This window comes from Bradyrhizobium sp. AZCC 1678 (assembly GCF_036924765.1).
Taxonomy (GTDB): Bacteria; Pseudomonadota; Alphaproteobacteria; order Rhizobiales; family Xanthobacteraceae; genus Bradyrhizobium; species Bradyrhizobium algeriense.
In genome coordinates this window covers 292,571-316,744 of the sequence record NZ_JAZHSE010000001.1, presented here as the reverse complement: position 1 = coordinate 316,744, position 24,174 = coordinate 292,571, and the positions used below count along the sequence as shown (strand labels likewise).

22 protein-coding genes are annotated in these 24,174 nt (G+C 62.8%); 13 read left to right on the top strand and 9 right to left on the bottom strand.

The window, feature by feature from the left end; translation table 11 throughout:
- Positions 1–32 precede the first annotated feature (32 nt).
- Complete coding sequence (locus V1294_RS01580; RefSeq protein WP_334494724.1) at positions 33–1,385, top strand: hemolysin family protein; 1,353 nt, start codon at positions 33–35, stop codon at positions 1,383–1,385.
- Between the two features lie 7 nt (positions 1,386–1,392).
- Here the strand turns inward: V1294_RS01580 and V1294_RS01575 are convergent, their stop codons facing one another.
- A complete protein-coding gene (locus V1294_RS01575) occupies positions 1,393–1,836 on the bottom strand; it encodes a hypothetical protein (RefSeq protein WP_334494723.1) in 444 nt (147 codons plus the stop codon).
- 226 nt (positions 1,837–2,062) lie between these two features.
- Complete coding sequence (locus tag V1294_RS01570; protein WP_334494722.1) at positions 2,063–2,341, bottom strand: BolA family protein; 279 nt, start codon at positions 2,339–2,341, stop codon at positions 2,063–2,065.
- 109 nt (positions 2,342–2,450) lie between these two features.
- Between V1294_RS01570 and V1294_RS01565 the strand changes: the two genes are divergently transcribed.
- Positions 2,451–3,098: a J domain-containing protein gene (locus tag V1294_RS01565; RefSeq protein ID WP_334494720.1), complete on the top strand. Its 648-nt coding sequence runs from the start codon at positions 2,451–2,453 to the stop codon at positions 3,096–3,098.
- 100 nt (positions 3,099–3,198) lie between these two features.
- On the opposite strand, the gene V1294_RS01560 is transcribed toward V1294_RS01565, so the two are convergent.
- A complete protein-coding gene (locus tag V1294_RS01560) occupies positions 3,199–4,290 on the bottom strand; it encodes a citrate synthase/methylcitrate synthase (protein WP_334494718.1) in 1,092 nt (363 codons plus the stop codon).
- Positions 4,291–4,364: 74 nt separating this feature from the next.
- On the opposite strand from V1294_RS01560, the gene V1294_RS01555 reads away from it, so the two are divergent.
- Positions 4,365–5,582 carry a citrate synthase family protein gene (locus V1294_RS01555; RefSeq protein ID WP_334494716.1) on the top strand — a complete coding sequence of 406 codons (1,218 nt, stop codon included), beginning with the start codon at positions 4,365–4,367 and terminating at the stop codon, positions 5,580–5,582.
- Here V1294_RS01555 and V1294_RS01550 read toward each other — a convergent pair.
- A complete protein-coding gene (locus tag V1294_RS01550) occupies positions 5,540–6,283 on the bottom strand; it encodes a DedA family protein (RefSeq protein WP_334504452.1) in 744 nt (247 codons plus the stop codon). The genes V1294_RS01555 and V1294_RS01550 overlap by 43 nt on opposite strands.
- A 302-nt stretch (positions 6,284–6,585) precedes the next feature.
- On the opposite strand from V1294_RS01550, the gene cobS reads away from it, so the two are divergent.
- The 7 genes from cobS (at position 6,586) to V1294_RS01515 (ending at position 14,420) form a co-directional block, all read left to right on the top strand.
- Positions 6,586–7,584, top strand: a complete 999-nt coding sequence (gene cobS / locus V1294_RS01545; RefSeq protein ID WP_334494715.1) for a cobaltochelatase subunit CobS — start codon at positions 6,586–6,588, stop codon at positions 7,582–7,584.
- A gap of 3 nt (positions 7,585–7,587) precedes the next feature.
- Positions 7,588–7,998, top strand: coding sequence for a GNAT family N-acetyltransferase (locus V1294_RS01540; protein ID WP_334494714.1), 411 nt, complete (start codon positions 7,588–7,590; stop codon positions 7,996–7,998).
- A complete protein-coding gene (cobT, locus tag V1294_RS01535) occupies positions 7,995–9,896 on the top strand; it encodes a cobaltochelatase subunit CobT (protein WP_334494713.1) in 1,902 nt (633 codons plus the stop codon). Before V1294_RS01540 ends, cobT begins: the two co-directional genes overlap by 4 nt.
- A 61-nt stretch (positions 9,897–9,957) precedes the next feature.
- Positions 9,958–10,968, top strand: a complete 1,011-nt coding sequence (locus V1294_RS01530; RefSeq protein WP_334494712.1) for an esterase-like activity of phytase family protein — start codon at positions 9,958–9,960, stop codon at positions 10,966–10,968.
- A gap of 56 nt (positions 10,969–11,024) precedes the next feature.
- Complete coding sequence (locus tag V1294_RS01525) at positions 11,025–11,987, top strand: Bug family tripartite tricarboxylate transporter substrate binding protein (RefSeq protein WP_334494711.1); 963 nt, start codon at positions 11,025–11,027, stop codon at positions 11,985–11,987.
- A 90-nt stretch (positions 11,988–12,077) separates the two neighbouring features.
- Positions 12,078–13,190, top strand: coding sequence for an NADH:flavin oxidoreductase/NADH oxidase (locus tag V1294_RS01520; RefSeq protein ID WP_334494709.1), 1,113 nt, complete (start codon positions 12,078–12,080; stop codon positions 13,188–13,190).
- A 129-nt stretch (positions 13,191–13,319) separates the two neighbouring features.
- Positions 13,320–14,420: an LLM class flavin-dependent oxidoreductase gene (locus V1294_RS01515; RefSeq protein WP_334494708.1), complete on the top strand. Its 1,101-nt coding sequence runs from the start codon at positions 13,320–13,322 to the stop codon at positions 14,418–14,420.
- A 200-nt stretch (positions 14,421–14,620) separates the two neighbouring features.
- Here the strand turns inward: V1294_RS01515 and V1294_RS01510 are convergent, their stop codons facing one another.
- The 4 genes from V1294_RS01510 to V1294_RS01495 form a co-directional block, all read right to left on the bottom strand.
- Positions 14,621–15,745 (bottom strand): DUF2336 domain-containing protein, encoded by a 1,125-nt coding sequence (locus V1294_RS01510; RefSeq protein WP_334494707.1) that lies wholly within the window; start codon positions 15,743–15,745, stop codon positions 14,621–14,623.
- 387 nt (positions 15,746–16,132) lie between these two features.
- Positions 16,133–17,425, bottom strand: a complete 1,293-nt coding sequence (locus tag V1294_RS01505; RefSeq protein ID WP_334494706.1) for a DUF2235 domain-containing protein — start codon at positions 17,423–17,425, stop codon at positions 16,133–16,135.
- Positions 17,426–17,536: 111 nt separating this feature from the next.
- Positions 17,537–17,863, bottom strand: coding sequence for a transcriptional regulator (locus V1294_RS01500; RefSeq protein ID WP_334494705.1), 327 nt, complete (start codon positions 17,861–17,863; stop codon positions 17,537–17,539).
- A 4-nt stretch (positions 17,864–17,867) separates the two neighbouring features.
- Positions 17,868–18,191 (bottom strand): type II toxin-antitoxin system RelE/ParE family toxin, encoded by a 324-nt coding sequence (locus V1294_RS01495; RefSeq protein WP_442895307.1) that lies wholly within the window; start codon positions 18,189–18,191, stop codon positions 17,868–17,870.
- Positions 18,192–18,499: 308 nt separating this feature from the next.
- On the opposite strand from V1294_RS01495, the gene V1294_RS01490 reads away from it, so the two are divergent.
- Together V1294_RS01490 and V1294_RS01485 are read left to right on the top strand one after the other, a co-directional pair.
- On the top strand, positions 18,500–20,227 hold the full coding sequence (locus V1294_RS01490) for an ATP-dependent nuclease (RefSeq protein ID WP_334494704.1): 1,728 nt from the start codon (positions 18,500–18,502) through the stop codon (positions 20,225–20,227).
- Positions 20,224–21,939, top strand: coding sequence for an ATP-dependent helicase (locus V1294_RS01485; protein WP_334494702.1), 1,716 nt, complete (start codon positions 20,224–20,226; stop codon positions 21,937–21,939). The genes V1294_RS01490 and V1294_RS01485 overlap by 4 nt, the downstream gene beginning before the upstream one ends.
- A 111-nt stretch (positions 21,940–22,050) precedes the next feature.
- On the opposite strand, the gene rpmB is transcribed toward V1294_RS01485, so the two are convergent.
- Complete coding sequence (gene rpmB / locus V1294_RS01480; RefSeq protein WP_108512821.1) at positions 22,051–22,359, bottom strand: 50S ribosomal protein L28; 309 nt, start codon at positions 22,357–22,359, stop codon at positions 22,051–22,053.
- Positions 22,360–22,835: 476 nt separating this feature from the next.
- On the opposite strand from rpmB, the gene V1294_RS01475 reads away from it, so the two are divergent.
- Positions 22,836–23,699 (top strand): DUF3108 domain-containing protein, encoded by an 864-nt coding sequence (locus V1294_RS01475; protein ID WP_442895306.1) that lies wholly within the window; start codon positions 22,836–22,838, stop codon positions 23,697–23,699.
- Positions 23,700–24,174 lie beyond the last annotated feature (475 nt).

Genomic DNA, 24,174 nt, shown 5'->3' with positions numbered 1-24,174 from the left:
TCGCGCGGGGCCGGGGCCGCCACGAGGCATACATGAGTTCGACCGCGTCCAATCTGCTGCTCGCGACCCTGCTGCTCGCGGCGAACGCATTCTACGTGGCCGCCGAGTTTGCGCTGGTCAAGAGCCGCGGCTTTCGCATCCGGGCGATGGTCGAGCAGGATCGCTTCGGCGCGCGCCTGCTGCAAGGCATGATGGGCAACATCGAGGCCTATCTCGCCTGCTGCCAGCTCGGCATCACCATGGCCTCGCTGGGGCTCGGCTGGGTCGGCGAACCCACCGTCTCGGCGCTGCTCGAGCCGTTGCTGATTCCGCTCGGCATGTCGGAACGTACCCTGCACTTCGTATCGTTCCTCGCCGGGTTCCTGGTGTTCTCCTCGCTGCATATCGTGATCGGCGAGCAGGTGCCGAAGACGCTCGCGATCCGGGAGCCGATGCCGGTCTCGCAATGGATCGCCTATCCGCTTCATCTGTCCTATCTGGTCTTCTGGCCGCTGAACTGGCTGCTTAACAGCGCCTCACGCGGGATTCTGCGCCTGCTCGGCGTGCAGGAATCCTCGCAGCACGAAATTCTTACCGACTCCGAGATCGAGGGGCTGGTGGAAGAATCGGCCGAGCACGGCGGGATCGAAAGCGGTGAAGCCGAATACATTCAAAATGTCTTCCGCTTTGGCGACCTGGCCGTGTCCGACGTCATGGTTCATCGCACCGCGATGGTGATGATCAATGCCGATCTGCCGCCGGACGAACTGGTCGGCGAGGTGCTGGCCACCGAATACACCCGCATCCCCTTGTGGCGCGACAAGCCGGAGAACATCATCGGCGTGCTGCACGCCAAGGATCTGCTGCGCGCGCTCCGGGCTTCCGAAGGCGACACCTCCCACATCGACGTTTCGGCCATCATGCTGCCGCCGTGGTTCGTGCCGGAGATGCGGCCTTTGTCAGAACAATTGAAGGCGTTCCGCCGCCGCAAGACCCACTTCGCGCTCGTCGTCGACGAGTATGGCGAAGTGGAGGGCATGGTGACGCTGGAAGACATTCTGGAAGAAATCGTCGGCGATATTTCCGATGAGCACGACGTCGTGGTGGCCGGTGTCCGCGCTCAGAGCGACGGCTCCGTGGTGGTGGACGGCTCGGTGCCGATCCGCGATCTCAACCGCGCCATGAACTGGCATCTGCCAGACGAAGAGGCAACAACCGTCGCCGGCCTCGTCATTCACGAAGCGCGCTCGATCCCCGAGCGCGGCCAGAGTTTTACCTTCCACGGCTTCCGCTTCCGCGTGCTGCGCCGTGAGCGCAACCGCATCACGGCGCTCAAGATCGCGCCGGTACCGCGCGAAGCTGAGGGCGAGGATCCGAAGCCGAAGCGGGCGGGGACGGCGTTCTGAGCGCCCGCTATTCGATATCGATGCTGATGCCGCTGAGCTTCCACTGACCGTCGGAGGGGATGAAGCCGAGCTGGTACTTCACCTTTTTGGGCGTCGTGTCGAAATGACCTTTAAGGCGCAGCACGCCTTTGTCGTCGATCTTCGCATCTTCGTCCGGAATGACCGGGTTTGCGACGATCGCGTCGAACACGGCGTGCTTCTCGACCAGGTCCTTGAAGACGGCCCGCAGCTTCTCGGGCGGAAACTGATCGCGGAACGGCTTTGAAATCTTGGCGTGAAGCACCGTGAAATTATCCGATGCCACCGCGTCGTTGAGCGTCACCAGAATGCTCTTGATCAGCACTTCCTGGACAAAGGGGCTCGGCATATCCAGCGCATGCGCCCCGGTTGGGGAGGCCGCAACCAGCAGCGCCACGGCGGCGGTCCATCTGAAGCGTGCCCAATATCGCATCGGACGACCCCATCGACCTGAGACGGCATCGGGGTCAGCCCGACCCCGCGTCCGAACGGAACTTGATCCACCGCTTTGGTGATTGTCTCACAGTTGCGAAATCGGTTCTACCGTCCCGGCCGATCTTCACAGGAAGCTGGCGGCGTCCGCAACCAACCGTTCGGCTGGGTGTGCCGAAATTTCCATCGTCAGCGGACGCTCATCTTCTTGCGGCAGGTTTGCCAAATTACCGGCCGGCGGTTTCTCCCGGCGCCTGCGCCTTGATGGCGAGCGCATGGACGGAGCCCTTGAGTTCCGCTGCAAGCGTCGCATTTACCATACGATGGCGCTCGACCCGGCTCTTCCCTTCGAAGGCCGGAGATACGATATACACCCTGAAATGCGTCTCGCCGCCCGGCCGGTGGCCCGCATGGCCCTCATGCAGATGAGATTCGTCCGCAACGTCGAGGCTTTCCGGCAAGAAAGCTTCACGCAACTTGTTTATGATAGCGTCTTTGGTGCTCATGATAACGGCAGATAATTCTGCATCAGCTTTCCGTCAATGGCGTCATCGAAGAGAGGGATTCGCAATGTCAAGACTTGAAGCCGCGGGCATTGCGTAGTCAAAGTCAGCCATGGCAATTGATTCATCAAAATTCTTCGATTCCATTCGCATCAAGCCCAACAAGCTGAGCGCGAAGCAGCAGGCGCAGGCGCGCGAGGAAGCCGCCATGTGCGAATGGGCGGGCTGCCAGAACAAGGGCCCGCACCGCGCGCCCAAGGGCCGGGAGAATTCGCGGGAGTACTTTCACTTCTGTCTCAATCACGTCCGCGAATACAACCAGAACTACAATTTCTTCCAGGGCATGAATGCCGACGCCGTCGCGCGCTACCAGAAGGATGCGCTGACCGGCCATCGCCCGACCTGGAAGATGGGCGCCAACACGGCCGGCAAGAAGGGCAAGCAGGCCGCCGAGGATTTTGACGGCGCCTCAGATCCCTTCAGCATGTTCTCCGAGCTCAACGGCCGCGGCCGCTGGCGGCCCGGACCGGGCGCCGAGGCCAAGGCCGAAACCCGCAAGGTGATGAACGCGGAGCGAAAGGCGCTGCAGGTGATGGGGCTCACCGCCGAAGCCACCCTCGAGGAGGTCAAGGCGAAGTACAAGGCGCTGGTCAAGCAGCACCATCCCGACGCCAATGGCGGCGACCGCTCCACCGAGGACCGCCTGATCGAGATCATCAAGTCGTATAATTATCTGAAGACGGTGGTGCGCGGCGCGTAGTTCGTTCCGTAGCCCGGATGGAGCGCAGCGCAATCCGGGATTCTCTCATCCGCTGATCGACCGGTCCCGGATTACGCTGAGCTCCATCTACGGTTTCCAATCACCCCGGCATCTCCCCGATATACGCCGAACTCGGCCGGATCAGCCTGCCGCCGCGCTGCTGCTCGCGGGCATGTGCGGTCCAGCCTGCGGCGCGTGCGACCGCGAAGATCGGCGTAAACGCCTGCCGAGGGATTTTCAGCGCATCGAGCAGGATCGCAGTGAAGAATTCCACATTGGTGTCGAGCGGGCGCTCCGGATTTTTCCGCCGCAGCGCGTCGCGGATGTAGGCCTCGACCTCGCCGGCAAAGGGTAAGTCGGCGCCGTCTCCGGCAAGCCGCGCGATCGCGTCCTTCAGCACATCGGCGCGTGGATCGCGGACGCGATAGACGCGGTGGCCGAATCCCATCAGCCGCTCGCCGCGGGCCAGCGCACTGTCGACCCACGGCTTGATGCGCTCGGTCGAGCCGATCGCATCAAGCATTTCCAGCACCGGCTCCGGGGCGCCGCCATGCAGCGGGCCGGTCAGCGCGCAATAGCCGGCAGTAACGGCTGCGAACAAATCCGCCTGCGTCGAGGCTACCACCCGCGTGGTGAAGGTCGACGCGTTCATGCCGTGGTCGCACACCGTGACGAAGTAGGTGTCCAGCGCGGTGATCTCGCGCGGTTCGGCCTTGCGGCCGCGCAGCATCGACATCGTGTCCGCGGCATGGCCAAGGGTCGGGTCGGGCGCGATCGGGTCCTCGCCTTTGGCCCGATGCAGCAGCGCGCCCGCAATCACAGGCAACGCGCCGACGATGGTCGCCTCGTGCTCAAGTCCGCTCTCGCCGCGCAGGCCGGCAACGGCTGCGCGAAAGCCGTCGACAATCGACATGCCACGCGTTGCCGGCAGCAATTCAGGTAGCCGTGCGAATGCGCGTTCCCGCGCAGCGCCGAGCGTCGAGCGCACATTGGCCTCGTTGAGCGATGTTCCCATTGCGGCGTTCCACAGCCGCGCGGTCACGCCTTCAAAACTCGACTTGCCCGCGAGGTCGCCGACCCGTTCGCCGGCGATGATCAGTTCGCCGCGCTCGCCGTCGACATGGCTGAGGACGGTTTCGGCGGCCGGAATGCCGTCCAGCCCGATCGGGGTCTTGGAAATCTGCATGTTCATGGGGGCTCTCCTTTGTCTGCTGTCAAAGGTCGGACCCCTCGACAGATTGATCAATCTTGATTATGTAAATCAATATGAAAAAATCCGCCGGCCTTTATCTCTCGGCCCGCGAGGCCTCCGCCGAACTCGCGATCTCGCAGGCGACGCTCTACGCTTATGTCAGCCGCGGGCTGATCCGCTCGGAGCCGTCGCAGGATTCCCGCAGCCACCGCTACCGGGCCGAGGACGTCCGCACGCTGAAGGAGCGGCGCACGCCGGCACCCGAGCCACGCGGCATGCGCAGCTTCGACGCCGATCTGCCGGTCATGGATTCGGCGGTCGCGACCATCACCGAGGACGGGCCGATCTATCGCGGCGTCAACTGCGTCGACCTCGCCGAGCGCGACACGCTCGAACATGCCGCGACGCTGCTATGGGACGTCACCGGCGTCGATCCGTTCGAACAGGACAATTGTCCCGTCGTGTCGGACGAAATGCGCGCCGTGGCCGAAGCCGCGCGCAGGGCCAATGCGATCGATCGTGCCATCGCCGTGCTGGCGCTGGCGGCCAGCGCCGACCCGCGGGCGTTCACCCGGGCGCCCGAGGGGCGCGCGATGCTCGGCGGCCGCATCATGCGGCTCGTGGTCGCGACCATGCTGAACGCCAAATCCTCGGCAAAACCGCTTCATTTGCAGATCGCGCGCGTCTGGGCGCCGGAGCACAAGCACGCTGCCGATCTGATCCGCCGTGCGCTGGTGCTGCTGGCCGATCATGAGCTGAATGCCTCGACCTTCACCGTGCGCTGCGCGGCCTCGACCGGCTTGAACCTCTATGACGCTATTATCGCCGGCCTCGTCGCGTTGAAGGGCCCGAAGCACGGCGGCGCCGGCGTGCTGGCAGCGCAGCTCCTGAAGACGCTCGCCAATGGCGAGGTCGCGCCCGTCATCCGCGAGCGCGTCGCGCTCGGCGAACGCTTCGCGGGCTTTGGCCATGGGGTCTACAAGCACGGCGATCCCCGCGCACGGGCGCTACTGGAAGCGCTGGCGCGCTCCGGGGCTGACCGCAAGCTCACCCATGAAATCCCTGACCGTATCGCGGAGGCGACCGGCGAATTCGTCAATATCGACTATGCCCTTGCGGTGCTGGTGCACACGCTCGGCCTGCCGCCCGGCCATGAGCTGGTGCTTTTCTCGATGGCGCGCACGGTGGGGTGGATCGCGCATGCCTGCGAGCAATTGCAGCATAGCCGGTTGATCCGGCCCCGCGCGCGCTACGTCGGTCCGGCGCCAGGGCGCGGTCCCGGCAAGGCCTGATCTGGAGAGGCCTGATCTGAAGCGGCCTTGTCTGAAGAGGCCTTGTCTGAAGAGGCCTTGTCTGAAGAGGCCTTGCCGATCCGGCGGCGGCGCAGCGTCCAGACGCCGAGAGCGATGATCGCCGATGCGAACACCGCCAGCATCCACAGATGTTTGCCAATGCCCTGATGATGCGGCAGGCCGGCATATTCATGCAAGGCCGAGACTGCGAGTACGCCGGGCAGGACATGCGCCAGCGCCCAGGCGAGCACCGCGGGAATATTGACGCCGAAGAAAACGACCGGCGGCATTCCGAGTGCGCCCGCCGTCACCGGCACGAAGGCGCGGATCGGCGGCACAAAGCGCGCGAAAAATACGGCCAGCGTTCCCCAGCGATGGAAGAACGCCTCACTCTGCGCCATGACGCCCGGATATCTCGACATCGGCCAGGCGCCCAGAATTTCGCGTTGCGAGCGATGGCCGGCCCAGAACGCCGAGCCGTCGCCGAGCAGGGCGCCGGCGATCGCTGCCGCCAGCACACCCCACAGCTTCAGTTCGCCGCCCGGCACCAGCGCGCTCAGGGCAAGGATGATGGTCGAGCCCGGCACCAGCGCCCCCACTACCGGGATCGCCTCCAGCAGGGCCGCGAGAAATAGCGTCAGATAGGCCAGCCACGGATGAGCCGAAACGAACGCAATCACGGGATCGAGGAATGAAGTCACAATCATGCCGTCCGTTAGGTGGGTCGCCTGAACTCAGCTACCAAGCCCGCACAGGGGCCGGAAGTGCCGCGACCTCCGGTTTTGAGCCTGGCGGGGCGGTCAAGCCGGCAAAAGTGCGGCGTGATTCGCAGGGCAGCCCTCCAAAAACCTGATACACGACCTATCTCAATGATAAAGCAACGGAACTTTGATTGCGCCGCGGGCTTCTGCCGGCCCTTGCTCTCTGCTAGGTTTGTATTAGCCCCCATCCGCAGCCATTCAACAGATCTGGTTTCGGGACCGCCCGGGACCTCGGAGGATTGATGACGACCGCCGCCATGAGCAAAGTTTCGGAGCCCGCCGGTATGCCCGACATGAAGGTGTCGGTCCGGCAGGTTTTCGGTATCGACAGCGATCTCGAAGTGCCGGCCTATTCCGAGGTCGACCCGCATGTGCCGGAAGTCGATTCGGACTACCGCTTCGACCGCGCCACCACGCTCGCGATCCTCGCCGGTTTTGCCAAGAATCGCCGCGTCATGGTCACCGGCTATCACGGCACCGGCAAATCGACCCACATCGAGCAGGTTGCGGCGCGGCTGAACTGGCCCTGCGTGCGCGTCAACCTCGACAGCCACATCAGCCGTATCGACCTGGTCGGCAAGGACTCGATCGTCGTCAGGGAAGGCAAGCAGGTCACCGAATTCCGCGACGGCATCCTGCCCTGGGCGCTGCAGCACAATATCGCGCTGGTGTTCGACGAATACGACGCCGGCCGCCCGGACGTGATGTTCGTGATCCAGCGCGTGCTGGAAGTTTCCGGCCGCCTGACGCTCTTGGACCAGAACAAGGTGATCAAGCCGCACCCGGCGTTCCGGCTGTTCTCGACCGCCAACACGGTCGGTCTCGGCGATACGTCGGGCCTCTATCACGGCACCCAGCAGATCAACCAGGGCCAGATGGACCGCTGGTCGATCGTTACCACGCTGAACTACCTCGCCCATGACGAGGAAGTCGAGATCGTGCTTTCGAAGGCGCATCACTACCGCACGACGGAAGGCCGCGACATCGTCAACAAGATGGTGCGGCTTGCCGACCTGACCCGCAACGCGTTCGCCAATGGCGACCTGTCGACGGTGATGAGCCCGCGCACGGTGATCACCTGGGCCGAGAACGCCGACATCTTCGGCGACATCGGCTTTGCGTTCCGCGTCACCTTCCTCAACAAGTGCGACGAGCTGGAGCGGCCGCTGGTGGCCGAATTCTATCAGCGCTGCTTCAACCAGGAACTGCCGGAGTCGGCGGTGAACGTGGCGCTTAGTTAGCCCATGGCGAAAATTGCCGTCGAGCGCACCATTGGACAGACCAAGAAGGCGGTGCTCGGCGGACTGATCGGTTACAACACCGAAAAGATGGGGAAGCAGAAATACAAGCGCTTCGCCATCTCGCTACGCGAGGGCGACAAGATCGTCGGCGGGATTGTCGGCGAAGTCTGGACCACGGTGCTGTTTGTCCAATTCTTCTGGATGGAGCAGAAACTCCGCGGCAAAAACTACGGGACGCGGCTGATCAAGGCGATTGAAGACGAGGCAAGGAAGTTCGGGGCCACGCGATCCTATCTGGACACGATGAGTTTTCAGGCGCCGGGCTTCTACCGCGCCTGCGGCTATGAGGAATTCGGTTCGATCGAAGGTTATCCTGAAGGCGTCACGCGGCACTGGCTTACGAAAGCGCTATGAGCACATCCAACTCAAAATTCCGTACCGGATCCAAGGAAGCCCCGACCGAGCCGTTCAAGCGCGCGGTGACCTCATGCCTGCGTGCGATCGCAAGGGCGCCGGAGCTGGAAGTGACGTTCGCGGCCGAGCGTCCGGGTCTGGCACCGGGCAAGGCGCGGTTGCCGGAGCCGGCCCGCAAGATGACCAAGCGGGATGCGGCCATCGTGCGCGGCCATTCCGACTCGATCGCGCTGAAGCTCGCCTGTCACGATCCCAAGGTGCACCGCAAGCTGATGCCGGGAAATCCGCAGGCGCGCGGCGTATTCGAGGCGGTGGAGCAAGCGCGCGTCGAGGCGATCGGCTCGCGTCGGATGGCGGGCGTTGCAAAGAACCTGACCGCGATGCTCGACGATCATTTCCATCGCGGCAAATATGACGAGATCACCGATCGCGCCGATGCGCCGCTGTCGGACGCGCTGGCGATGCTGGTGCGCGAACGGCTGACGGGCCTCGCGCCGCCGGCGGCCGCGAAAAAGATGGTCGACCTCTGGCGGCCGGTGCTGGAAGACAAGATCGGCGCCCGGCTCGACAAGCTCAGCCGCGTCACCGAGGACCAGGCGAAGTTCGGCGATCTCGTGCATGACCTGCTGTCGGCGCTCGATCTCGGCGACGAGCGCGATGCGGACGCCGATGACGAGGAGAACGACGAGAATCAGGACGGCGAGAGCGACCAGTCCGGCGCCGAGGGCTCGCCTGATTCCGATGCCGCGCAGGAAATGAGCGCCGATCAGGCGCAGGCCTCCACCGACGAAATGTCTGAGAGCGCGATGGAGAGCGCGCAGGCCTCCACCAGCGATACGTTCGACGACGGCGAACTCGGCGACGACGAGACGCCGGGCGAGGCGACGCGGCCGAATACGCGCGGCGCCAACGAGCCGCGCGGGCCGGAATATCACGCCTTTGCGCCCAAGTTCGACGAGGTCATCGCGGCCGAAGATCTCTGCGACCATGACGAACTGGAACGGTTGCGCAGCTACCTCGACAAGCAACTGGCGCATCTGCAGGGCATTGTCGCGCGGCTCGCCAACCGGCTGCAGCGCCGGCTGATGGCGCAGCAGAATCGCGCCTGGGAATTCGATCTCGAGGAAGGTATTCTCGATCCGGCGCGGCTGTCGCGCGTGGTCACTGATCCCTATCATCCGCTGTCCTTCATGCATGAGAAGGAAGCGACCTTCCGCGATACGGTCGTAACGCTGCTTCTGGACAATTCCGGCTCGATGCGCGGCCGCCCGATCACGGTGGCGGCGACCTGTGCCGATATTCTGGCGCGCACGCTTGAGCGTTGCGGCGTCAAGGTCGAGATTCTGGGTTTCACCACCCGCGCCTGGAAGGGTGGGCAGTCGCGCGAGGCGTGGCTCGCGGCCGGTAAGCCGGCCAATCCCGGCCGGCTCAACGATCTCAGGCACATCATCTATAAGTCTGCGGACGCGCCCTGGCGGCGTTCGCGCAAGAATCTCGGCTTGATGATGCGCGAGGGGCTCCTGAAGGAGAACATCGACGGCGAGGCGTTGGACTGGGCGCACAAGCGGCTGCTCGGCCGGGCCGAACAGCGCAAGATCCTGATGATGATTTCGGACGGTGCGCCGGTCGACGATTCCACGCTGTCGGTCAATCCCGGCAATTACCTCGAGCGGCACCTGCGCCACATCATCGAGGAGATCGAGACCCGCTCGCCGGTCGAACTGATCGCGATCGGCATCGGTCACGACGTCACGCGCTACTATCGCCGTGCCGTCACCATCGTCGATGCCGAGGAGCTCGGCGGCGCCATCACCGAAAAGCTCGCCGAACTGTTCAGCGAGACCCAAGGCGCCGCGCCCGCCACGGGCCACCACCGGCCGCGCCGGTTGCATTCGTGAGAGCATGCCCCCGCTCATAGGCCGCCGCCGCCTTTTGAAATATGCAGCGGCGGGGCTTTCGATGACGGCCATGCCCGCCATCGCGGCTGCGCAAACGGCCGTTCAGCGGCCCCCGAAGCAGACCGTTCCCGACGAATTCTCGGTCACCGCGCCGGTCTCGATCGAGGTCAATGCCCGGCCGCTGCCCTCGTTCGATACCCGCGACCGGTCGCGTCTGCGGTTTGGCGAACTCGAATACCGCAGCGGGCTCATCCTCACTTCGCGGTTTCGCGGCTTCGGCGGATTGTCGGGTCTGCGGCTCGATGCAAAGGGCGAGCGCTTCATCGCGATCAGCGACAAGGGAGGCTGGTTCACGGGGCGCATTGTCTACAAGGGCCGCGAGATGACCGGGCTGGACGACGTCGAGGCCTCGCCGATGCTCGGTCCCGACGGCAAGCCGATCACCTCGCGCGGCTGGTTCGATACCGAGGCGTTCGCGCTCGACGGCTCGCTGGTTTATGTCGGCCTCGAACGCGTCAATCAGATACTGCGCTTCGACTTCGCCAAGGGATTTACGCGCGCGCATGGCGAATTGATTCAGTTGCCGCTCGGCGTGCGCAAGCTGCCCTACAACAAGGGAATCGAGGCGCTTGTCGTGGTGCCGAAGGGCCTGCCGCTGGCGGGAACGCTGATCGCGATCTCCGAACGCGGGCTCGACGCGCAGGGCAACATCACAGCCTTCCTGATCGGCAAGACGCTGGGGCTGTTCAGCATTCGCCGCACCGACAATTTCGATGTCAGCGATGCGGTGCTGCTGCCGTCCGGCAGCCTGTTGCTGCTGGAGCGAAAATTCTCCTGGCTCGGCGGGGTCGGCATCCGCATCCGCCGCGTTGCGCTTGCCTCCCTGGTCCCCGGCGCTGTCATCGACGGGCCTTCGATCTTCGAGGCCGATCTCGGCCACGAGATCGACAACATGGAAGGTATCGACGTCCACGTCACGCCGGAGGGCGATACAGTGCTGACGCTGGTCTCCGACGACAATTTTTCGATGATCCAGCGCAATCTGCTGCTGCAATTCACGCTCGTGGAGTGAGTGGGCGAAAGCGGAATGGTTCTTGCATCGCTCCGGGCGATAAACCGGAGTTTTTGATGTACAAGTCCCTTCGCGTTATTTGCGTGCTGACCAGCCTTTTTGCCGCCACCGCCGCACAGGCCGAAGGCTGGCCGTCGCGGCTGATCAAGGCGACCATTCCGTTCGGCGCCGGCAGCGCGGCCGACGTGGTGCCGCGGCTGGTGTTCGAACGTCTCGCGGCCGAACTCGGCCAGCCCATCGTGATCGAAAACCGCGCCGGCGCCGGCGGTGCGCTCGGTTCGGCGCTGGTCGCGAAAGCCGAGCCCGATGGCTACAGCATTCTCGCCCAATCGTCGGCGCTGGCGATTGCGCCGGCTATTTTCCCGAGCGCAACTTTCGACGCCACCCGGGATCTCGCCTCGGTACTGATGATCGGATCCAGCGCCAACGTGATGATCGTGCCGAACGCGCGACCCTGGAAGACCATTCAGGACTTCATCACAGACGCCAAGGCCAAACCCGGCTCGATCTCGTTCGGTTCGGTCGGCATCGGCAGCGCCGTGCATATCAGCACTGAAAAATTCCGCATTGCCGCCGGTATCGAGGCGACGCACGTGCCCTATCGCGCCGGTCCCGAAGTGATCGCCGACATCATCGGCGGACGGATCGACCTGTATTTCTGCCCGCTCTCGACCGCGCTGCCCTTGATCCGCGACGGCCAGGTGCGCGCGCTGGTGGTCTCGACGGCGAAACGCGTCGCCGACCTGCCCGACGTGCCGACGCCGGTCGAGATCGGATTGAAGGACGCCGACAGCGCGATCTGGTTCGGCGTGTTCGCCCCAGCGAAGACGCCGCGCGATATCGTCGAGCGGCTGCATGCGGCCGGCGCGAAGGTGCTGACCGATCCTGCCATGCAGGCGAGCCTCTCGAAACTTGGCATCGAGCCGATGCCGATGAAGCCGGCCGACATGGACGAGCTTGTGAAGCGCGAGACGGCGGCCAATCTCGAGTTGATCAAGGCGGCGGGCATCAAGCCGTAGGGGGAGGGTTGCAATCCCGGCGGGTTGAGGAGAGGGGGGCTGCTCGCTAGATATTAAGGGTCGCTTTCTCTCCCGTCTGGACCCCATCCCATGAGCGCTCTGTTTACCCCGATCAAGCTGCGCGGCCTTAACCTTGCCAACCGCATCATGGTGGCGCCGATGTGCCAATATTCGTCCGTCGACGGCGAGGCCAATGACTGGCACTTCACCCACATCAATTCCCTGGCGCTGTCGGGCGCTGCGATCTTCTGCATCGAGGCGACGGCGGTCGAGGCGAGCGGCCGCATCACACCGGGCTGTCTCGGCCTCTACAACGACGCCACCGAAGCCGCGCTGAAGCCGATCCTGGCCTCGGTGCGCAAGCGCTCGAAGGCCGCGGTGATGATCCAGCTCGCGCATGCCGGCCGCAAGGCCTCGAGCCACACGCCGTGGGAGGGCGGGCAACTGATCCCGGTGACTGAGGGCGGCTGGCGGGCAGAGGGGCCCTCGGCGATCCCGCACAAGGAGAGCGAGACGCCGCCTTTGGCGTTCGACGCGGCAGGACTTAAGCGCGTGCGCGACGCCTTCGTGGCGGCGGCCAAGCGCGCCGAGCGGCTCGGCATCGACGCCATCGAGGTGCACTCCGCGCACGGCTATCTCCTGCATCAGTTCCTGTCGCCGATCGCCAACCAGCGCACCGACCAATATGGCGGCTCCTTGCAAAACCGCATGCGTTTCCCACTCGAAGTGTTCGACGCGGTGCGCGAGGCGTTTCCGCAATCCAAGCCGGTAGGATTGCGGGTGTCCTGCACCGACTGGGTCGAGGGCGGCTGGGATCTGGCGCAGACCATCGAGTTTGCGCGCGAATTGAAGGGCCGCGGCGTCGACTGGATCGACGCGTCCTCGGGCGGCGTCTCGCCGCTGCAAAAAATTCCGCTCGGCCCCGGCTACCAGGTGCCGTTCGCGCAGGCGATCCGCGAGGCGACTGGCCTTCCCACCATCGCCGTCGGCCTGATCACGGAAGCCAGGCAGGCCGAGGAGATCGTAGCCTCCGGCAAAGCCGACATGGTCGCGCTCGCCCGCGCCATGCTCTACGACCCGCGCTGGGGCTGGCATGCCGCGGCCGAACTCGGCGGCGAGGTTTCTGCCCCGCCGCAATACTGGCGCTCGCAACCCTCGACGCAAAAGGCGCTGTTCGGCGCTACGACGTTCGGGACGAGGTAGCGCGTCACTCCGCGGCGCGAACCTCTGCCCATCCGTTTCGTCATATCTCAGCCACACGCGTCGCGTGCTATGCTCTCGCTTGCGCGCGACAGACGCGTTTTGAAAAAATGAACAGCGAGAGGACACCCCATGGAGATCGGATATTTCACGATGCCGTCCCATCCGCCGGAGTGCGGGTTGAAGGAGGGTCACGACTGGGACCTGCAGACGCTGCGATGGCTCGATGAGCTCGGCTATCAGGAAGCCTGGATCGGCGAGCACCACACCGCACCCTGGGAGCCGCATCCCTCGCCCGACCTCATTCTCGCGCAGGCGTTTTTGCAGACCAAGAATATCCGCCTCGGGCCTGGCGGCTTCCTGCTGCCCTATCACCACCCGGCCGAACTCGCCAACCGCGTCGCCATGCTCGATCACCTCTCCGAGGGGCGGCTGAATTTCGGCGTCGCGGCAAGCGGCCTGCCGAGCGACTGGGCGATGTTCAACGTCGACGGCATGTCCGGCCAGAACCGCGACATGACGCGGGAGGCGCTGGAGATCATTTTGAAGATGTGGACCGAGGACGCACCCTGGACCCACGCCGGAAAATTCTGGACGGTGAACAAGCCCGACACCATGTTCGACTTCCTCAAGCCCCACATCAAGCCGTTGCAGGCGCCGCATCCCCCGATCGGCGTCGCCGGCCTGTCCAAGGGCTCGGACACGCTCAAGCTCGCCGGCGAGCGCGGCTACATTCCGATGAGCCTCAACCTCAACCCGGCCTATGTCGGCAGTCACTGGGAATCGGTCGAGATCGGTGCCGCCAAAACCGGACGCAAGCCGAAGCGCAGCGACTGGCGGCTGGTGCGCGAGGTCTTCATCGCCGACACCGACGAGGAGGCGTGGCGGCTGTCGGTCGGCGACATGATGGGCCGGATGATGGGCGAATACTTTTTGCCTCTGCTCGGTCATTTCGGCTTCAAGGACTACCTCAAGGCCGCGCCCGACGTCGCCGACTCCGACGTCACGGTCGAATATTGCGCCCGCAACAACTGGATCGTCGGCTCGCCCGCGACCGTCACCGAGAAGATCGAAAAAATCTATCATGAGGTCGGCGGCTTCGGCACGCTGCTGGTGTTCGGCTTCGACTACAAGCACAAGCCGGAGGCGTGGCATAATTCGCTGCGCCTGCTGAAGCAGGAAGTGATGCCGCGGCTGAAGCATCTCGACGCGGACCTGACCCGCGCGGCGTGACGACGCTTCCTTCTCCCCTTGTGGGAGAAGGTGGATCGCTGGCGCGCAGCGGCGGCGAGCCGGATGAGGGGTTCTCTCCGCGGAGACAGACCCCTCATCCGCCTCCGCTTCGCTCCGGCACCTTCTCCCACAAGGGGAGAAGGGAAGTAAGCGCTGCGCTCGCAATGACGGAGCATGCGGATGCGGCGTCGCACATCCGCTCAATTCGGCTTCGGCGGCGCGTCGGCGGCGCGGACTTGCCAGAATTTCAGCAGGCGGCGGGCGCTTTCGACCGTGAGCTTGCCGTATTGCTCTTTGGCCCTTGCCAGTTCATGGCGGCCCAGGCTACCGGAGGTGAAGCGGCTGTCGAGCACGGCGGCGACTGTTTCCCAATTCAATCCGGCGACGCGGCAGGGGATCAGCACGCCGTCGTCGCGCAGGCTCTGCATCACAGGGCGGATCACGTCGATAGTCGAGCCTGATAATTCGGCAAGCGCTGCAACCGTCTCGGCGTATTTCCGCTCTTTCGCAAACGCCAACAGCGCCGGCTCGCTGAGCTTGCCGTGCTTGGCAAGTGCGGCGACGAAGCGGCGGGCGGCGGCGAAATCGCGCGTGCGCGACATTTCGCGGTTGGCGCCGGCAGCGGCAAGCGCAATCGCGTTCCGGATTTCCTCGAACAGATGCGGCGGCGCGCGTGACAGCAGCCGCGTGCGCACAACCTCGGTGGCGCTGCGCAGCAATTGCTGGCGCTGCTCGGGCGGCAGGTCGACGCGAATGCCGGTCTCGACCGCCAGATGAGGATCGCTTTCCGCCTGCTTCAGCACGATGGCATAGCCCGCCGCCGACATCCGCGCGCCGGGATTGGTGACCAGCCGCAGGCTGACGGAAGGGTAATGCCGCTTCAGCAGCGCGTCGGTGACGATTTCGGTCAGCCACCAGCGCCCGGAGATTGCGAGCAGATGCTGCTCGCCCTTGGTTTGCGCGAGCTCGAGCAGATCGTCGGCCGTCAGCCGCGCCGATTCGGTAAGCACGGGACGGGCGATCGTAATCTCGTCATTGTTCGCCAGGCGGCGGACCACGGCCGGCGGCGCCTGCTTGACGGAGGCGAGCTGCGTGCTCATTTCGGCGAGCGCGATGCGCGCGGAGACATCGGCCAGCGCGCGCAGTTCGACGGTCCGGATCAGCCGTTCGAGTACGTCGCCGAACAGCTCGATCTGTTCGCCGGAATAGCCGTCGGCGGACTCTAGAAACAGGTCGGTGACCTGCCTCAGCGTATCCAGATGTTTTTCCGTCGAGCCGGCCTGGATGGCCGCTTCGACTTCATCGGCGATCGATCGTTCCAACATCGCTCGTCCTGAGCGTTTGAAGCCGGTTCTGGCAGTAGATGCGTGAGAATAGGGGGCAGAGTTGAACGATCCGTTAACCCTTTGGGTCGCGGGCGGGCTGGAATGTGGCCGCAAGATTGCGGGAGTGGTCGGCCAATGGCCGAGTGGTGCGGCGGCGCTTCCGTAGGATGGGTGGAGCCAACGGGTCCGGCCTTTGGCCGGCCCGATGATAAACTCCGCGATACCCATCACGCCTCCGCGTAGGGATTGATGGGTTTCGCTGCGCTCTACCCATCCTACGAACCCGCGCTCTATCCACGTCATTGCGAGCGCAGCGAAGCAATCCATTCTTTCTCTACGCGGCGCGATGGATTGCTTCGCTTCGCTCGCAATGACGGGGAGAGAGCATCAACCCGCCGCTTCCTCCTCCGCTTCCGCGCTCGCATGCGCCGGCGGCACCGGCATCGGAAACTTCTCATACTGCTTTGGCAGGTTCACCGGCCGATAGCTCGGCATCGCGTCCATGCGTAGCAGCGCGGATTCGTGGATGGTGGCGCCGTCGGGAATGAAGCGTGGTTCAGCGTCCGGGATGTAATAGCCGAAATGGACTTTGCGCGCCGGCCACTCCTTGTACTTCGCGCTCTTTGGCAAATATTCGAGTATCCACCACGCCCCTCGCAGCGACTCGTGCAGCTCGCCACGCACGTCAGGCGCGACATAGGAGAACGGTGAGCCCTTGCGCTGAATGCCCCAGGCGAGCTGGTTGACGGTGGCCTGGTTAACCCCGAGTCCGCATTTCGTCGCCTCGTCGATCATCCACAGCAGCGGATATTTCGAAAGCCCGCTTTGCTTTTCCGGATAGCCGCCGCCGACATCATCATGCACGCCGGCGAACCACACCTGCAGAATATCCTGCGGTTCGGCATGCGCATCGTTGAAGCGGTTGTGCTTGAAGGTCTGCGGGTCGTCCCACTTCTTGAGGCGGAACATGCAGCGCCGCTCGTCCATCGAGATCGCCTGACGAAACGTCTGCACGCTCGGGTTCGAAATCGTGAACGCCAGCTCCTCCAGGCTCGGCCAATAGAAGCGATCGGCCCGCGGCACGATCACGCTGGCGACCGTATCCCAGACGCCGACGAAGCGGATGGTGGGCCAGCGGGATGAAGTGATGCGCGCGAACTGCGCGGCGTTGTCGAACGCGGTCTGCGGCAGCGGCCCCAGCGCGTCGCCGGTCTCGGTGAGCAGCTTGTGCTCGGCGCGCAGCTTCGGCGCCTCGTCGGAGGAGAACTGCTTGTAGGCGATCAGCCCCGAGCCGGCGAGATTGACCTGCTCCGGCGAGATCAGGCCAACTTTGTGGATCAGCCCCGCCAGCACCCGCACGGTATAGGCGCCGCGGGAAAAGCCGAACAGATAGATCTGGTCGCCGGTCTGATAATTGTGGACCAGGAAGGCATAGGCCGCGAGCACGTTGTCATCGAGCCCATAGCCGGTGGCGAGCCCCAGGATGGCGTTGAAGTTCTGCTTCAACTCGTGCCACGGGTCCGGCCGCTCCAGCGTGCCGACCCCCGGATCGTAAAACACGAGCTGCCGCGGCTGTGTCTTCTCCGTCTTGCGCAGGCAGCGATAGAGCTTCAGCACATTGGAGATATTCTCGGAGATCTCGTTGCCGGTGCCGTCGCAGCATATGATGATGTTTCGCATGGATGCGTCCCCGATGCTACCGGAGCGAGTATAGCGGAATTTGGGGATTTTGGATGACGCTGCGAACGGCGGCCCTGCCTCGTCGACGGCCCTCCCGGCGCGAGGCCCGCGTCAGGCCGCCTCGGTGACCGCGCGAATCTTCAGGTGCACGCCGGTCTCTTCCTGCAACGCGCCGATGACGCCGAGCAGGTTCTCGGCGGTGGGGTTGCCATCCGGACCAAACATCCGCATCAGGCTCTTCGGCGAACGCCCGAGCACCTCGCCCAGCCGATCGAATCCGACTGTTGCATTGATATAGGCCCGCAGCGCCGCGCGGCCCTGATCGGTCTCACCCTGCAGCAGGGCCTGCACCGCCTCCTGGAACAGTGCCCTGCGGAAGGCGGGCTCGCGCTCCGCCCGCGCCCGCACCGTGTCGCGAAAATTCCGGGTCAGTGCCATGGCGTCATCCTTCGCGCTTGCGCTTCTTGTAATCGCGCCAGCGGCGGAGCGCGGCATCGATGTCGTTCTGCTGCCGTCGTTTCGTGCCGCCGCCGAGCAGAATGACCAGCACCTTGCCGTCCCAGCCGAAGTAAATGCGATAGCCGGGACCGCGGTTGATCTTCAACTCCGCGGCGCCTTCGCCGATCGGCTTGACGTTCGACGTGTTGCCCTCGGCAAGCCGCTCGATCGCGACCGTCACGCTGGCCGCCACCTGCACGTCGAGACCGTCAAACCATCGCCGGAAGGGGCTGCTCCCTTCCGAGATATATTCTTCAATCCGGATCATTTGGTATCATATATGTTACTATAATGCAAGCAGTTTAGGGCCAAGTGTCGCGCTGAAATTCTGGCGCAGCCTGTTCCTGAGGTGGTGTGGCCATCCGTGATTTTGGGAGGCAACTTAGGATACAATCACCACGTTTTATACCTGATTCGACAACTCCAGAGTGACGGTCGGTAAGCTGTCTCGCATTTGATGCTGAGGGGACAGATACGGAATTGGAGCAGGCACGATGTATTTGAAGACGTTAACACTCAACAATTTTCGTTCATTTTGAATCCACGCAAATCCCGCTGTCCAAAGATCTGACTATCTTGGTTGGTGAAAACAATGGCGGCAAAAGCAATGCGATCGACGCCATTCGGCTCTTAACCGCCTCCTTGGGAGGGCGACGTGAAATCTATTGCGAGACGACCGACATCCGCTTTGGAAGCTCCAAACGTCAGTTCGAACTCATTGGACACTATGACGAGCTAAGTCCGGCGCAGAAAGGACGAATGATTTCGGCCGCTACGGATCATGCGATCACCGGCTGTGTGTTCGGCCTGCGCTATGACGAAAGCAGTGATCGCTTTCCCGTGCGGCCCGTGATTTGGGGTGGGCATCAGCAAAGCACCCCAGAATCTGGGTGCCACGAGATGATTCGGCATGTCTATCTGCCACCACTACGCGACGCAAAGCGTGCGTTGGCCTCGGGGAATCCTACGCGGATTTACGCACTATTGAATCATTTCCTCGATGGTGGTGATGCCGCGGCATTGGCGAAATCACTGCGGAGAGGTGCCGACGCTGATATCCTTGGTAAGGTCGGCGACGCAGTGGAGGTTGGGTTGACCGCGCTCACCTCTGGTGTGCGCAGGCAGGCTGCGTCGCTTGGGTTCGCCAATGACGAGAAGCTAATAGATATTGCGCGCGATCTACGCTTTAAGCTCGCCGACTATGGCATTGAGCCTGAGGATTTGCGCTACTCGGGCCACGGCTACGCCAATTTGCTTTACATGTCGACCATCGCGGTCGAGCTAGAGAGGGTCAATGACGCTGACTTGACGTTGTTTTTAGTTGAGGAGCCTGAGGCACATCTTCATCCCCAGCTTCAGGCCGCAGTACTCAGCTTTCTCGAGGAGCAAGCAGAGAAGTCACGGAAATTGCCGCCGGATCATAAGGGACCCGCCGGTCAATTGCAGATCATTGTTGCAACCCATTCGCCAAATCTTTCGGCATGGGTAGAAAATAGGAAGCTAGTCTTTTTCCGGTCGTTTATGCCCAAAGCGGTCGAGGAAGCAAATCCCCTCACTACGGGTGTAACAGTCGCATCTACGCCTCAGTCTCGATCTCGGCGTGTGACGCGTTGCATTCCGCTTGGTTCTTTGGCGCTGGATCCAATCGAGCGACGGAAAATTGATCGCTATCTTGATGTCACCAAGTCGGCCTTTCTATTTGGCGGGCGAGTGCTGCTAGTTGAGGGTATCGCGGAGGCATTGCTGCTGCCTACCATCGCAAAGAAGCTCGTGTTTCAGAATAGTCCTGAAAAGCTTCGGCTGTTTCGTTCGGCAGTCTTCGTTCCTATCGAAGGAGTTGATTTCGAGCCATACGCAAAGCTCTTGCTAACCCCGTTTGATGAAATCCGCATCGCTGACCGTTTGGTTGTGCTCACGGATGGCGACGGCAGTGATTTAGAGGAGGGGCAGGAATCTCCGGGCAAGCTGCGCAAGGCGCGACTAGAAACTGTTGCTGCGACGCTCGGCGCAGGCCATTTAATTGAGATAGTCATTAACGACTACTCGCTCGAAACGGAGTTGGTGCGGGCGGGCAACGGCCCCTTGCTAAAGAACGTCTATCTCGCGCTGCATCCGCGCTCTGGCGACAAATGGGACTCGGCGCTTGCTCTGATTGGTAATGCTCAAGCCCTGGCAATACAGCAACTGTTCGAAACGACACGCAAGGGTGACTTTGCTCAGCTTCTAGCCGAGCAGATTAACGACGGTCGGGCCTTTAGTGTGCCTATCTATCTTAAGCGAGCTGTTGAAGCATTGGTCGAATGACGATCAGGCCCTTCACACCAACGGCAGAACAAGCCCGCATCATCCACCATAGTGGGTCCGCTTTCGTGGCTTCCTGTCCGGGATCGGGCAAAACCCGTGTGTTGGTTGAACGGGCCCGAAAGCTGTTGGCCAATCGTCGGTCTGGAAGCGGTATCGCCTTTCTGTCCTTCACAATCGCCGCTGTATCCGAACTGGAAGGTCGATTGCGTTTCGAAGGTCTGTTGCATGATACAGTATTTCCTCACTTCATCGGAACATTCGACAGCTTTCTTTGGCAGTTTCTGATCGCTCCGTTCGGAGCGCCCGGCTGTTCAACGCACCCTCGCCTAATCCCTGACAAGGACGAACGTCCCATCAAACTTTTCCCAGCCGCGCAAGCCCTACCGCTTGAATGCTTCGATCGAACAACTGGCAGCGCGATTCCGGACGCGCTAGCGCGGCACGGCTTTAGAGGTAAGATCAAAGCGTATGAGACGGTGGCTCGTAACACCCGTACCCGCTTCCTGGAGCGAGGCGAGTTAGACTTCGCGGACGCGCGGGCGATTGCGCTTGAACGTCTCCGCGATCCAGTGTTGGCGCCCGCGCTAGCTGCACGATTTCAGGAGCTTGTCGTTGACGAAGCGCAGGATTGTAATCCGGTGGACCTAGAAATCATAAATTGGTTTCGAGCCGCCTCCATTCCTGTGAAGGTTATCTGCGATCCAAATCAAGCGATCTACGGCTTTCGCGGCGGAGTAGCGGACGAATTAATAGCGTTCGGTCAAAGCTTCGACGTGAGCGAGAGATTGCCGATAACCGGCAATTTTCGCTCAAGTCAACACATAGCCAAAGCGATAGGGTCGCTACGTGCACCGAATGCGCGCTTAGCGATAGACGAAGCTCTCGGCGAGTATCGAGACGAGTCGACGCCAGTCTATGTTTTGACTTATCCAGGCAACAGCGTTCCTGCGAGCGTCGGAGCAAAGTTCCGCAAACTAACGGAAGCCCTTAAGCTGGACGCACGCCAGTGTCCCGTCGTAGCGGCGACGCGCTTAAGCGGCGCGAACGCGCTTGGCCATCCGACCGACAGCGGTGTCAAGGATCTCAGTTACCGATTGGCCGTCGCTGTCAGTAACTATCATTTCTCATTTGAGCTTGGTGGTCGGAAGGACGCGCTCGAAGCGGTTCACAGAGTTATTCTTGAACTTGAGGGCAAGTTCGGCAACAAGACGTATCACCAGTACATCTCCGATTCAGGAATTGAACCCGGTTCGTGGCGGCCGCGAGTGTTGGAACTCGTTGATGAACTCCGGTTTGATCCGAAGTGCTTTATCACCGCCGACGCTTGGCTTGATCACGCGCGCAGAATTCTCGCGCCACTATTTCCGATGGATGGAAAGTCGATCAACCAGCGGCTTCGCCGTAACGCGGACTTAGGGAAGGCGCTCTCGTGCGCGCCAACGAGCGGACTTAGCTGCCATACCATTCACAGTGTGAAGGGAATGGAGTTTCCTGCGATGTGCGTGGTGATGTCGCCACGTACGGCCAAAGGGATAATCGACCTTCTGTATGCATCCAGTTCCCTTGCCGATGGAGAGGACGCGCGCAAAATCTATGTTGGAGCTTCTCGCGCTCAGCGGCTCTTGGCGATCGCCGCGCCTAAGTCACAGGCAGCACGTCTGGTCAGTCTCTTAAAAGCCACCGGGGCCGCAGTCTCTTTGATTGCCTTGTAGGCAGGGTCTTCCTTTTCGTTCATCAACGCTCGGCATCACTCCCCAAAGCAAAAACGGCCGGGTCTTTCGACCCGGCCGCTCAAAACTCTGATCCGCCGATGCAGCTAAAACTCAGCTCGCCTTCTTCACGAACACCGGTTTGCCGACCTTCTTCTCGATCGCGCGCTTGAGATCCAGCGCGCGGGGGGAGAGCACGTCGGCCTTGGCCTTGATCAAATAGGCATCGAGGCCGCCATTGTGGTCGACGCTCTTGAGCGCGTTGGTCGAGACGCGCAGGCGCACGTTGCGGGCGAGGGCGTCCGAGATGAAGGTGACGTTGACCAGGTTCGGCAGGAAGCGCCGCTTGGTCTTGATGTTCGAGTGGCTCACCTTGTGGCCCGTCTGGGGGCCCTTGGCCGTCAGTTCGCAGCGCCGGGACATTGCAAAATCCTCTTCCATCCCCGCCATAGGCAACGCATCTCGCGGGCGTCGCGGGGGTCCAAAATCGCGTCCATTTCCAGGAACTGCGGTCGTATAGGGGGAGATGGCCATCCGGTCAAGGTTTTTGGGGCGGCGGGAGGCCCGTTTCGAGGCTGCAAGTCCCTTGTTTTGGCGCGTTTTCTTCACGCGAGGCGGAAGTCCACCGAGGCACCCAAATCCGGGGCAGGCCCCGCTTGAAAACGCCATGCTCAGAATCAGCCGGTTTCCAAGGGGTTCCAGCCACTTAAGGGATCATATAAAGGGCGCAATCCCCGCCGACACCATGGCTTTCGTTAAGTAGGCCTTTGACCTTCCGCAAAAGGCGGGCGGCGACGAGAGGTCTGATAGGCGTGGTTTTGCCAAACCTTGCGCGTTGATTGCCGGATATGTCTGCCTACATGAACGTCAGCTCGCGCCGATCCCGGGACAATCCATTCGTGACCGCCAAATGCGCCGTTTCGCACCCCCCAAGGCTCGCCTCAAGGCTCGTTTTCAGCCTGTGCGCCGGCGCGTGCCTCTGGCTCGCGCCGCAGGCGGCTTCCGCGCAGGGGCGGCTGGATGCGCAGTATGAGGCGACGCTGGCGGGCATTCCGGTCGGCAAGGGGGCCTGGACCATCGAAATCGGTGACGACACGTTTTCGGCCGCCGCCCAGGGCGGCACCGCCGGGTTGTTGAAGGCGTTTTCCGGCGGCACGGGCTCGGGCGCCAGCCAGGGCCGGGTCGTCAACGGCGCGCTGGTCGCGAATGCCTATACAGCCACCACCACGACGCAGAAGAAGTCCGAAACCATCCGCCTCGTGCTGACCAACGGCAACGTGAAGGATTTTTCGATCGATCCGGCGCCGCCGGTCGATCCCGACCGCATCGTCGTCACCGACGCGCACCGCAAGAACGTACTCGATCCCATGACCGGCTCGATGCTGCGCGTGCCGGGGAATGGCGAGGTGCTGAGCCCGGATTCCTGCCGCACCGGCGCGGGGATCTTCGACGGGCGCATGCGCTACGACCTCAAGCTCGATTACAAGCGCATGGAAATGGTGAAGGCCGAGCGGGGCTATCACGGGCCGGCGCTGGTCTGCGCCATCTACTTCACGCCGGTCGCGGGCTACATCCCCGATCGCCCCGTGATCAAATATCTCGCCACCGAACGCAAAATCGAGATCGCCTTCGTGCCGATCGCGGGAACCCGCGTCCTGGTTCCCTTCCGCATGACCATCCCGACGCCGCTCGGCCAGGCGATGCTGGAGGCGACGTCGTTTGTGACAACGGCAGCGCCGCCGAGGGTGGCGAAGACGAATTGAGCCTGGAAGCGGCGCGCGCCCTTTCTTCCTTCTCCCCTTGTGGGAGAAGGTGGCGCGAAGCGCCGGATGAGGGGTTCTCTCCACGGGCGGGACTCGCGGAGAGAACCCCTCACCCGTCTCAATCGCGCTTTTGCGCGATTGATCCACCCTCTCCCACAAGGGGAGAGGGGGACACCGAGCCCGCGGGAATCCTGTTGACTCTTACCCCATTCTGATTCGACTCCGGCCTTTAAGAATTTCACCCTCACACCGCCGCTTGTGGAGCCCGTGTAAACTTGATCTAGTGCCGCCCCGGGCGGGTCAGCGCGAGATGTTGCGGTGAACGTATCGGGTTTCGGGAGGAGTCAGCGATTCGGGCGCGTTTCGTTCCAGACTCGTTCCAGAGCTTAAGCCGCGACCGCATCGCCGTCGCAAAGTGAAACAGAATCGGCGGGATGGCGCCGAGGAACCAGAAGGGCTTCCCGTCATTGCGAGG

What these genes read in the sequence shown, in the direction of transcription:
- V1294_RS01580 (WP_334494724.1), top strand. Translation starts at nt 33, where the DNA reads ATGAGTTCGACCGCGTCCAATCTGCTGCTCGCGACCCTGCTGCTCGCG.
- V1294_RS01575 (WP_334494723.1), bottom strand. Translation starts at nt 1,836, where the DNA reads ATGCGATATTGGGCACGCTTCAGATGGACCGCCGCCGTGGCGCTGCTG.
- V1294_RS01570 (WP_334494722.1), bottom strand. Translation starts at nt 2,341, where the DNA reads ATGAGCACCAAAGACGCTATCATAAACAAGTTGCGTGAAGCTTTCTTG.
- V1294_RS01565 (WP_334494720.1), top strand. Translation starts at nt 2,451, where the DNA reads ATGGCAATTGATTCATCAAAATTCTTCGATTCCATTCGCATCAAGCCC.
- V1294_RS01560 (WP_334494718.1), bottom strand. Translation starts at nt 4,290, where the DNA reads ATGAACATGCAGATTTCCAAGACCCCGATCGGGCTGGACGGCATTCCG.
- V1294_RS01555 (WP_334494716.1), top strand. Translation starts at nt 4,365, where the DNA reads ATGAAAAAATCCGCCGGCCTTTATCTCTCGGCCCGCGAGGCCTCCGCC.
- cobS (WP_334494715.1), top strand. Translation starts at nt 6,586, where the DNA reads ATGACGACCGCCGCCATGAGCAAAGTTTCGGAGCCCGCCGGTATGCCC.
- V1294_RS01540 (WP_334494714.1), top strand. Translation starts at nt 7,588, where the DNA reads ATGGCGAAAATTGCCGTCGAGCGCACCATTGGACAGACCAAGAAGGCG.
- cobT (WP_334494713.1), top strand. Translation starts at nt 7,995, where the DNA reads ATGAGCACATCCAACTCAAAATTCCGTACCGGATCCAAGGAAGCCCCG.
- V1294_RS01530 (WP_334494712.1), top strand. Translation starts at nt 9,958, where the DNA reads ATGACGGCCATGCCCGCCATCGCGGCTGCGCAAACGGCCGTTCAGCGG.
- V1294_RS01525 (WP_334494711.1), top strand. Translation starts at nt 11,025, where the DNA reads ATGTACAAGTCCCTTCGCGTTATTTGCGTGCTGACCAGCCTTTTTGCC.
- V1294_RS01520 (WP_334494709.1), top strand. Translation starts at nt 12,078, where the DNA reads ATGAGCGCTCTGTTTACCCCGATCAAGCTGCGCGGCCTTAACCTTGCC.
- V1294_RS01515 (WP_334494708.1), top strand. Translation starts at nt 13,320, where the DNA reads ATGGAGATCGGATATTTCACGATGCCGTCCCATCCGCCGGAGTGCGGG.
- V1294_RS01510 (WP_334494707.1), bottom strand. Translation starts at nt 15,745, where the DNA reads ATGTTGGAACGATCGATCGCCGATGAAGTCGAAGCGGCCATCCAGGCC.
- V1294_RS01505 (WP_334494706.1), bottom strand. Translation starts at nt 17,425, where the DNA reads ATGCGAAACATCATCATATGCTGCGACGGCACCGGCAACGAGATCTCC.
- V1294_RS01500 (WP_334494705.1), bottom strand. Translation starts at nt 17,863, where the DNA reads ATGGCACTGACCCGGAATTTTCGCGACACGGTGCGGGCGCGGGCGGAG.
- V1294_RS01495 (WP_442895307.1), bottom strand. Translation starts at nt 18,191, where the DNA reads ATGATCCGGATTGAAGAATATATCTCGGAAGGGAGCAGCCCCTTCCGG.
- V1294_RS01485 (WP_334494702.1), top strand. Translation starts at nt 20,224, where the DNA reads ATGACGATCAGGCCCTTCACACCAACGGCAGAACAAGCCCGCATCATC.
- rpmB (WP_108512821.1), bottom strand. Translation starts at nt 22,359, where the DNA reads ATGTCCCGGCGCTGCGAACTGACGGCCAAGGGCCCCCAGACGGGCCAC.